Annotated in this window: 1 protein-coding gene; it reads left to right on the top strand. The window is 66.4% G+C overall.

What is annotated here, in order from left to right; genetic code table 11:
- Positions 1-10,436 (top strand): amino acid adenylation domain-containing protein (locus ACF8GB_RS00935; RefSeq protein ID WP_392526442.1); only part of this gene is annotated, 10,436 nt, incomplete at its 5' end.
- Positions 10,437-10,472 lie beyond the last annotated feature (36 nt).

Here is a 10,472-nt window from a genome sequence, read left to right as displayed (position 1 = left end):
CGGGCGACCTGGCGCGCTACCGTGCCGATGGCGTGATCGAATACGTCGGCCGGGTGGACCATCAGGTGAAGATCCGTGGCTTCCGTATCGAGCTGGGCGAGATCGAGACTTGCCTGCTGGCGCAGGCCGGTGTCAGCGAGGCGCTGGTCATGGCGCAGCCTGGCCCGAACGGGCCGCAACTGGTCGCTTACCTGGTTGCAGATGCAAACGTGCAGACGCTGCGCGAAGCGCTCAAGGCGAGCCTGCCGGACTACATGGTCCCCGCCCATCTCATGCTGCTCGACCACATGCCGCTGAGCCCGAGCGGCAAGATCGACCGCAAGGCACTGCCGCTGCCCGAGGCCTCCAGTAACCAGGCATTTATCGCCCCCCAGCGCCCGCTCGAACAGCAACTGGCGCGTATCTGGCAAGACGTGCTGAAGCTTGAGCGGGTCGGGGTGGACGATAACTTCTTCGAGCTGGGCGGTGACTCGATCATCTCCATCCAGGTGGTCAGCCGAGCCCGTCAGCAGGGGCTGCACTTCACGCCCAAGGAGCTGTTCCAGCACCAGACCCTGCGCGCCCTGGCCAAGGTCGTGCGCACTGGCGACAGCGCCGTGCACATCGACCAGGGCACCGTCCTCGGCGGCATGCCGCTGCTGCCGGTGCAGCACAGCTTCTTCAGCGAGGCCATTGCCCAGCGTCACCACTGGAACCAGTCGGTGCTGCTGGTACCACGCACCGCGCTTGAGGGCGTTGCACTGGAGCAGGCATTGCAGGCCCTTGTGCTGCATCACGATGCGTTGCGGCTTACCTTCAGCGAAAGTGAGCAAGGCTGGCACGCCGAACATGGCGAGCCCGTGACGGCGCTGCTATGGCAACGCGAGGTGGCCGATGCCCAGGCGCTCACCGCCCTGTGCGACGATGCCCAGCGTAGCCTGGACCTGGCCCAGGGCCCGCTGCTGCGCGCGGTGTTGGCCACCCTGGCCGACGGCAGCCAGCGCTTGCTGCTGGTGATCCATCACCTGGTAGTCGATGGCGTGTCGTGGCGCATTCTGTTCGAGGACCTGCAACAGGCCTACGCACAATGCCTGGCCGGGCAGCCCGCGAAACTGCCGAGCAAGACCACGGCCTACCAGGCCTGGGCGCATAAGCTTGAGGCGCATGCCCACAGCCCGGCCCTGCTGGGCCAGAAGGATTACTGGCTGGCGCAACTGCGTGGTCAACGCACAGACCTGCCGGGCGCCAAGGCCGATGCGGGCATGCAGGGGCACCACGCCCAGACTGTGCAGACCCGCCTGGACGCCCAGCAAACCCGTCGCCTGTTACAGCAGGCGCCTGCGGCGTACCGCACCCAAGTCAACGACTTGCTGCTGACCGCCTTGGCCCGTGTGATCTGCCAGTGGACGGGCGAACAGGCCGCGCTGATCCAGTTGGAAGGCCATGGCCGCGAGGAGCTGTTCGACGACGTCGACCTCACCCGTACCGTGGGCTGGTTCACCAGCCTGTTCCCGGTGAAGTTGCCCGTGTCGACCGACCTTGGCGATACGCTTCGCCAGGTCAAGGAACACCTGCGCGGCATCCCTGACAAGGGTATCGGCTATGGTGTGCTGCGCTACCTGGGGGACGCTGCCACACGCGAGGCCCTGGGGGCCCTGGCGACGCCGCGTATCACCTTCAACTACCTGGGCCAGTTCGACGGCAGTTTTGCCGACGACGATGACGCCTTGTTCACCCCGGCTACCGAAAAGCGCGGCCGTGAGCAAAGCCCAGATGCCCCATTGGACAATTGGCTGGTGCTCAACGGGCGCGTGTACGACGGTTGCCTGAGCCTGGACTGGACGTTCAGCGCCGAGCAGTTCGAGGTGCAGACCATCGAGGACTTGGCCGATGCCTACGGCGCACAACTGCAAGCGCTGATCGAACACTGCCTGGCGCCTGACGCGGGCGGCGTGACGCCGTCCGATTTCCCCCTGGCCAGTCTTGACCAGGCGCAACTGGACCAGCTTGCGGTGCCTGCGGCCAACCTTGAGGACATCTACCCGCTGTCCCCGATGCAGCAGGGCATGTTGTTCCACAGCCTCTACGAACAGGGAAGTGGCGATTACCTGAACCAGATGCGTCTGGACATCGGTGGGCTCGACCCGCAGCGATTCCGCAGTGCCTGGCAGGCCACCCTCGATGCCCACGCCATCCTGCGCACCGGGTTCAACTGGCAGTTCGAGCAGGCCGTGCAGGTGGTCATGAATCGGGTCGAGCTGCCGTTCCGCCTGCTGGACCTGCGCGACGAAACCTCTGCGCAAGCAACCCTTGATGCCCTGGCGCAAAGCGAACTGCAACGTGGCTTCGAGCTTCATACCGCGCCGTTGCTCAGGCTGGTACTTGCACAGACCGATGTGCAGGACTATCACCTGATCTACACCAGCCACCATATCCTGATGGACGGCTGGAGCACCTCGCAGCTTCTGGGCGAAGTGCTCCAGCGCTATGCCGGTCACCCGGTCACCCAAGGGCCTACGCAGTACCGCGACTACATCGGCTGGTTGCTGCGTCAGGACCGTCAGGCCAGCGAGGCGTTCTGGCGCGATCAACTGGCCCGCCTGCCGGCACCGACCCTGCTGGCACAAGCCTTGAAGCCGGCAACGCGCAGCTCAGGTCAATACGATCATTACCACCGGCTGGACGAACATCACACCCAGCGTCTGAACGCCTTTGCGCGGCGCCACAAGGTCACCCTCAACACCGTCATCCAGGCGGCCTGGCTGTTGCTGCTGCAACGCTACACCGGGCACGACGGCGTCGTGTTCGGGGCCACCGTGGCCGGGCGCCCGGCGGCGATCAGCGGTGTGGAGCAGCAGATCGGCCTGTTCATCAACACCTTGCCGGTAGTGGCCAGCCCCCAGGTAGATCAGCCGCTGCAGGCGTGGCTGCATGCGCTTGTGCAACTGAACCTGGCACTGCGCGAGCAGGAGCACACCCCGCTCTTCGATATCCAGCGCTGGGCCGGGCAGGGCGGTGAAGCGCTGTTCGACAACATCCTGGTGTTCGAGAACTATCCGGTTTCCGAGGCGCTGCAAGCAGCGCCCGTGGACCTGCGCTTTGGCAGCATCGACAACCATGAGCAGAGCAACTACCCGCTGACCGTCAGCGTAAACGCCGGGTCCACCGTGCTGCTGCACTTTACCTACGCGGGCGAGGCGTTCGATGCGCCGGGTATCGCGGGCATCAGTGACAACCTGGCCCACTTGCTCCTGCAAATGGTCGAGGGGCCCGACGGGCTTTGCCTGGGCGATCTGACCCTGCTGGACGACGGGCGCCAGCACGCCCCGGTGCAGGACTGGGGCATGGCCGCCGGTCAATACCCAAGCCTGGCCCCTGCCCATGTGCTGTTCGAGCAGCAGGCCCAGCGCGTTCCGCACCACACTGCGCTGATCACTGAAACCACCGAACTGACTTACGCCCAGCTCAACGCGGCGGCCAACCGCCTGGCCCACCGCCTGATCGCCCAGGGCGTGGGCCCGGACGTGCTGGTCGGCATCGCCGTCGAGCGCGATGCGCCGATGGTCATCGCCTTGCTGGCCGTGCTCAAGGCAGGCGGCGGCTACGTGCCGCTCGATCCGAAATTCCCCCGCGAGCGCTTGCAGCAGATGGTCGAGGACAGCCGCATCGCGCTGCTGTTGACCCAGTCGCACTTGCGCCAAGCACTGGCGCTGGACGCGCAGGTGCAGTGCCTGCTGCTGGATACGCCTGAGGACGGCAGCGGCGCCGACAGCGACCCGCTCAACCGCGTGCACGCCGACAACCTGGCCTACGTGATCTTCACCTCCGGCTCGACCGGCCGGCCGAAGGGCGTGGCCATCAGCCATGGTGCCTTGACCCGCCACGCTTTCGTGGCCCAGTGGTATTCCGATATCCACGCATCCGACTGCGTGCTGCAATTCGCCACGTTCAACTTCGACGCCTTCGTCGAGCAGCTTTACGCCCCGCTGGTCTGCGGTGCCACCGTGATGCTGCGGGGCAACGAAATCTGGGACAGCGAGACGTTCTACCAGCGGGTGCTGGCCCACGGCATCAGCGTGGCCGACCTGCCGACCGCGTACTGGAACCTGCTGGCCACCCAGTTTGCCAGCGTAGGGCCACGCGACTACGGGCAGCTGCGCCAGATTCATGCGGGCGGCGAAGCCATGCCGCCTGAAGGCATGGCCGCCTGGCACAAGGCCGGGCTGGGCCATGTGCGCCTGCTCAACACCTACGGCCCGACCGAAACCACGGTCACTTCCACCACGCTCGACTGCACCCCGTACGTGCTGGGCGAACAACCCGTGCCTCACACCTTGCCGATCGGCACGGCTTTGCCAGGGCGGGACATCTACCTGCTGGACGACGCCGGGCAGCCGGTGCCGACCGGTGTCGTAGGTGAGCTGGTGATCGGCGGCCAGTTGCTGGCGCGCGGCTATTTCGGCCGCAGTGCGCTGACCGCCGAGCGCTTCCTGCCCGACCCGTTCGGCGGCAACGGCGGGCGCTTGTACCGCACGGGCGACCTGGCGCGCTACCGTGCCGATGGCGTGATCGAATACGTCGGCCGGGTGGACCATCAGGTGAAGATCCGTGGCTTCCGTATCGAGCTGGGCGAGATCGAGACTTGCCTGCTGGCGCAGGCCGGTGTCAGCGAGGCGCTGGTCATGGCGCAGCCTGGCCCCAATGGGCCGCAACTGGTGGGCTACGTGGTCACGCAGGTGGCTGCGGTCACGCTGCGCGATGCCCTGAAAGCGAGCCTGCCGGACTACATGGTGCCGGCGCACCTGGTGGTGCTCGACAGCCTGCCATTGAGCCCGAGCGGCAAGATCGACCGCAAGGCACTGCCGCTGCCCGAGGCCGCTAGCAGCCATGCCTTCGCCGCCCCGCAGACAGCGCTCGAACAGCAGTTGGCCACAGTCTGGCAAGACGTGCTGAAGCTTGAGCGGGTCGGGGTGGACGATAACTTCTTCGAGCTGGGCGGTGACTCGATCATCTCCATTCAGGTGGTCAGCCGAGCGCGGCAACTGGGGCTGCACCTGACCCCGAAAGCGTTGTTCCAGCACCAGACACTCCGGGCCTTGGCCCAGGTCGTTGGCACGGCAGACACAGCTCTGCAGATCGACCAAGGTGCGGTCACCGGCAGCACGCCGTTGCTCCCTGTGCAGCACAGCTTCTTCAGTGAGGCCATTGCCCAGCGTCACCACTGGAACCAGTCGGTGTTGCTGGTGCCGAGCGCGCCGCTTCAAGGGGCTGCGCTGGAGCAGGCGTTGCAGGCGTTGGTGCACCACCACGATGCCCTGCGCCTGCGCTTCAGTGAAGGCGAGCAGGGTTGGCAGGCCTGCCACGGCGACAGTGCCCAGGCGCTGCTGTGGCAACGCGAGGTGACCGATGCCCAGGCACTCACCGCCCTGTGCGACGATGCCCAGCGTAGCCTGGACCTGGCCCAGGGCCCGCTGCTGCGCGCGGTGTTGGCCACCCTGGCCGATGGCAGTCAGCGCTTACTGCTGGCGATCCATCACCTGGTGGTCGATGGCGTGTCGTGGCGCATTCTGTTCGAGGACCTGCAACAGGCTTACCAGCAGTGCCTGACCGGGCAGCCGCTCAGCCTGCCGGCCAAGACCAGCGCCTACAAGGCCTGGGCTGAACGCCTGCAAGCCCACGCCCGAAGCGAAACCCTATGCCAGCAACTGGCCTACTGGCAGGCCCAACTGCAGGGCTTTGCCCAGACGTTGCCTGGCGAAGATGCCCAAGGCAGCCAGCAGGTGGGCGACGCCCACACCGTGCAGGTTGAACTGGATCCAGCGCTGACCCGACAACTGCTTCAGCAGGCCCCGGCCGCTTACCGCACCCAAGTCAATGACCTGCTGCTGACCGCCCTGGCGCGGGTGATCTGCCAATGGACGGGCGAGCAGGCGGCATTGATCGAGTTGGAAGGCCACGGCCGCGAGACGCTGTTCGACGACGTCGACCTCACCCGTACCGTGGGCTGGTTCACCAGCCTGTTCCCAGTGAAACTGCCGGTGGCGGGGCCAGTGGGGGACACCATCAAGCAGGTCAAGGAGCACCTGCGTGCCATCCCGGACAAGGGCCTTGGCTTTGGAGTGCTGCGTTATCTGGGCGATGCGGCCACCCGCCAGGCATTGGCCACCCTGGCGCAGCCACGCATCACCTTCAACTACCTGGGCCAGTTCGACGCCAGCGCCGCACGTGAGGACGACGCGCTGTTCGCCCCGGCTGCGCAGAGCGGTGGGCGCCAGGTCAGTGATCAGGCGCCGCTGGGCAATGCCTTGACCATCAACGGGCAGGTGTTCGAGGGCGCCCTGAAGCTGGACTTCACGTTCAGCCGCCAGCGGTTCGCCGCGGGCACCATCGAGGAACTGGCCCAGGCCTATGTGGGCGAGCTACGTGCGGTCGTTGAACACTGCCTGGCCTTGGAGCACCCCTGCCTGACCCCGTCCGACTTCCCGCTCGCAGGGCTGAGCCAGGCGCAGCTGGACCGCTTGCCGGTGCCGGCCGGGGCTGTCGAAGACCTGTACCCGCTGTCGCCGATGCAACAGGGCATCCTGTTCCATACCCTCGAAGCCGCCCAACAGGGGCTGTACGTCAGCCAAACCAGCGTGCAGGTACAAGGGCTGGACAACGCGCGCTTCATTGCGGCCTGGCAGCACATGGTCGATCGCCATGAAATCCTGCGCACTGGGTTCTGGACCGAAAGCCACCTCAGCGAGCCGTTGCAATGGGTGGCCAAGCGTGCCGAACTGCGTGTGCGCGAGCTCGATTGGCGAGATCGCCCGGTCAGCGTCGCCGACCTGCAAGGCCTGGCCGAACAGGACTACGCCCGCGGCTTCGACCTGCTGCAGCCGCCCTTGATGGGCCTGACCTTGGTGCGCCTGGACGAGCAGCGCCAGCAACTGATCTGGAGCAGCCACCACATCCTCATGGACGGCTGGAGCCACTCACGCCTGCTTGGCGAGGTGTTCGCCGTGTACGGTGGGCAAGCACTGCCCGGCAAGCGCGGCAGCTACCGCGACTACATCGGCTGGCTGGCCGCCCAGCCCCAGGCGCAGATGGAGCTCTTCTGGAAAGACAAGCTGGCCGGGCTGGAAGGGCCCACCCTGCTGGCCACCGGGTTGCATCCAGCGCCCGTCGCCGAGGCCGACGGCTACGACGCCCTGTACCTGAACTGGGACGCCGCGCAAACCCGGCAACTGCGTGATCAGGCCCAGCGCCTGCGGGTCACGCCCAACACGCTGATCCAGGCGGCGTGGTTGCTGCTGCTGCAACGCTACACCGGGCAATCGCGCGTGTGCTTCGGCGCAACCGTTGCCGGTCGTCCGGCAAACCTGCCGGGTGCTGAAGACATGCTGGGCCTGTTCATCAACACGCTGCCGATCATCCAGGCACCTGCGCCCGAACAGCCGGTGGGCCAGTGGTTGCAGGCCCTGCAGGACTACAACGTGCAGGTGCGCGACTACGAGCACGTCTCTCTGGCCGATGTGCAGCGTTGGTCCGGGCAAAGCGGGCAGGCGCTGTTCGACAGCATCGTGGTGTTCGAGAACTATCCCCTGGACGAGCGCCTGCAAGACGCCGGTGAAGACGGCTTGCGCTTCGGCGCCAGCGAAGGCCGCGACGTGACCAACTATGCCATGGACCTCGCCGTGCACCTGGATGACACCTTGAGCATCGAGTTCCTTTATTGGCGCAGCCGCTTCAGCCCCGCCGCCTGCCAAGGCATCCGGCGCAGCTTCGAGCGCTTGCTTCAAGCGCTGCTGGGCGACCCACTGGCAGCCATCGGCAGCCTGCCCATGCTCGATGCCGACGCTGAACGCCAGCAAGCCCAGGCCAACCGGCTGGTCGCCAACCCGACCCGCACGCCGCTGCTGCAGCGCATTGCCGGGCATGTGCAGGCCCGTGGTCAGCAGGTGGCGGTCAGCTGCGCCGGGCGGTCCCTGACGTATGCCGAACTTGAGGCGCGCGCCAACCGCCTGGCCGTGGCCCTGATCGAGGCCGGTGCTGCCCCGGAGGTGCGTGTCGGGGTGGCGCTGGAGCGCTCGGTGGACATGATCGTGGCCTTCTATGCGGTGCTCAAGACCGGCGCTGCCTATGTGCCTGTCGATATCGACTACCCACGCGAGCGGGTGCAGTGGATCATCGAGGACTCGGCCATGCGACTGCTCATCAGCCAGGCCAGCGTCAGTGAACGTTTGCCAAGCGCCGAAGGGGTCGACACCCTCCTGCTCGAATCGCTTGCGCCGGTACAGGCGCAGGTCGCCTTGCCGGCGGTCGCGATCGACGAGGACAACCTGGCGTACCTGATCTACACCTCCGGTTCGCTGGGCAAGCCCAAAGGCGTTGCGGTCGCCCGCGGGCCGCTGGCCATGCACTGCCAGGCCATCATCGAGCGCTATGGGATGAGTGAGGCAACCCGCGAATTGCTGTTCATGTCGTTCGCCTTCGATGGCGCCCAGGAGCGCTGGCTGTCCACCCTGGCGGCCGGTGGTCAGCTGGTGGTGCGCGACAACCGTCTGTGGACGCCCGAGGAAACCTGGCAGGTGCTGCATGAGCAGGCCATCACCATCGCCTGTTTCCCGCCTGCGTACCTGCAACAGTTGGCCGAATACGGCCAGGCCTTCGACAGCCCGCCACCGGTGCAGATCTACTGCTTTGGCGGCGACGCTGTGGCCGATGCCAATTTCGAGTTGGTCAAGCGCACCCTGCGCCCAAGGCTGCTGACCAATGGCTACGGCCCTACCGAAACCGTGGTCACGCCGTTGCTGTGGGTGGTCGATACCGACCAGCGCTGCGAGGCGGCCTATGCGCCGATTGGCACACGGGTGGGCGAGCGTACCCTGCACATTCTCGATGCCGGCCTGAACCCATTGCCCGATGGCGTACCGGGTGAGTTGTACATTGGCGGGGAGGGGCTTGCGCGGGGCTACCATGCGCGGCCAGGCCTGACCGCCGAGCGTTTCGTCGCCGACCCCAGCGGCAGTGGCGCGCGCCTGTACCGCACCGGCGACCTGGTGCGCCGCCGCGCAGACGGAGTGATCGACTTCCTTGGCCGCCTGGATCATCAGGTGAAGATCCGGGGCTTTCGCATCGAGCTGGGCGAAATCGAGGCCCGCTTGCGCAGTCAACCCCAGGTGCGCGATGCGGTCGTCGTGGCCCGTGACACCGAAGGCGGCAAGCAACTGATCGGCTACGTGGCCACCAGCAGCCCGGCGCTGCAAGGCGAGGCGCTGCGCATGGCGTTGCAACAGGGCTTGCCCGACTACATGGTGCCCAGCCAGATCCTGGTGCTGGAACACCTGCCGCTGAGCCCCAACGGCAAGGTCGACCGCAAGGCGCTGCCAGACCCGTCCTTCAAGGGCCGCGAGTACGTGGCGCCGCGCAACGCCCTCGAAGCGGGCCTTGTCGCGATCTGGCAAGAGGTGCTGGAGCTGGAGCAGGTCGGGGTGACGGACAACTTCTTCGAGCTGGGCGGCGATTCCTTGCGCACCCTGAAGGTGTTGTCCAAGGTGCGCAATCAACCGGCGCTGGGCGTTGAGCTGAAGCTGCGTGACATGATGAGCAAACCCACCATCGCCGAGTTGTCCGGTTATGTGGATGACGCCGTGGCAGTGCCGTCACCGCTGCTGCCGCTCAACGGCCCGGTCGCGCATTGCGAGCCCCTGTTCTGCCTGCACGCAGGGTTCGGCACCGTGTTCGACTACGAGCCCCTGGCGCGGCGACTGGACGGAGTGCGCCAGGTCATCGGCGTGCAGTGCCGCATGCTGCTGGACAAGCACTGGCAGGACAGCTCGCTGGAAGCCATGGCCCAGGACTACGCAGGGTTCATCCGCGAACAGCAACCACAAGGGCCGTACCACCTGCTGGGCTGGTCGCTGGGCGGGCCGCTGGCGCTGCTGGTCGCCCGTGTGCTGGAAGGGCAGGGCCACTGCGTGCACTTCGTTGGGCTGGTGGACAGCTTCGTGCCCGGTGACCACGGCCCAGAGGACGACCTGACCGAAGAGCTGCGCAACTTCCTGTCGATCATCCTGGACCAGCCGCCCGAAAGCCTGCCCACGTTCGACCTGACTCTCGACGGCTCCCACCAGGCCCTCGAAGCCCTGGTAGCGCAGGTGCAGGCCCACGTGCTGGGCAGCGGTGATTCACCGCGCTTTGCTGCCGAGGAACTGGTGCATGCCTTTACGGTGGCGCTGCGCCTCAAGGCCCTGTCGCGACGCCTGGCGCCGCTGCCCGCCATCGAGTGCCCGGCCAGCTTCTGGTGGGCAGAGGAGGGGTACGGCGCGCCGGCCCACGCCTATCAACGGCGGTTCAGCCATGACGACGCAACGCTCATCCAGGCGTCGCACTTCGACATCCTCAAGCAGCCCCAGGTGTTGCGCGAGGTGTGCCAGTGCCTGGACGCGACCACCGAAACCCAGGGGCGCGCGTGACGCGCCCTGTCACTGACTTTCAAGTAAGGATTGAAC

The sequence above is a fragment of the Pseudomonas sp. xss_4 genome (assembly GCF_043104125.1).
GTDB lineage: Bacteria > Pseudomonadota > Gammaproteobacteria > Pseudomonadales > Pseudomonadaceae > Aquipseudomonas > Aquipseudomonas parafulva_B.
This window is presented reverse-complemented; position numbering and strand designations above follow the sequence as displayed.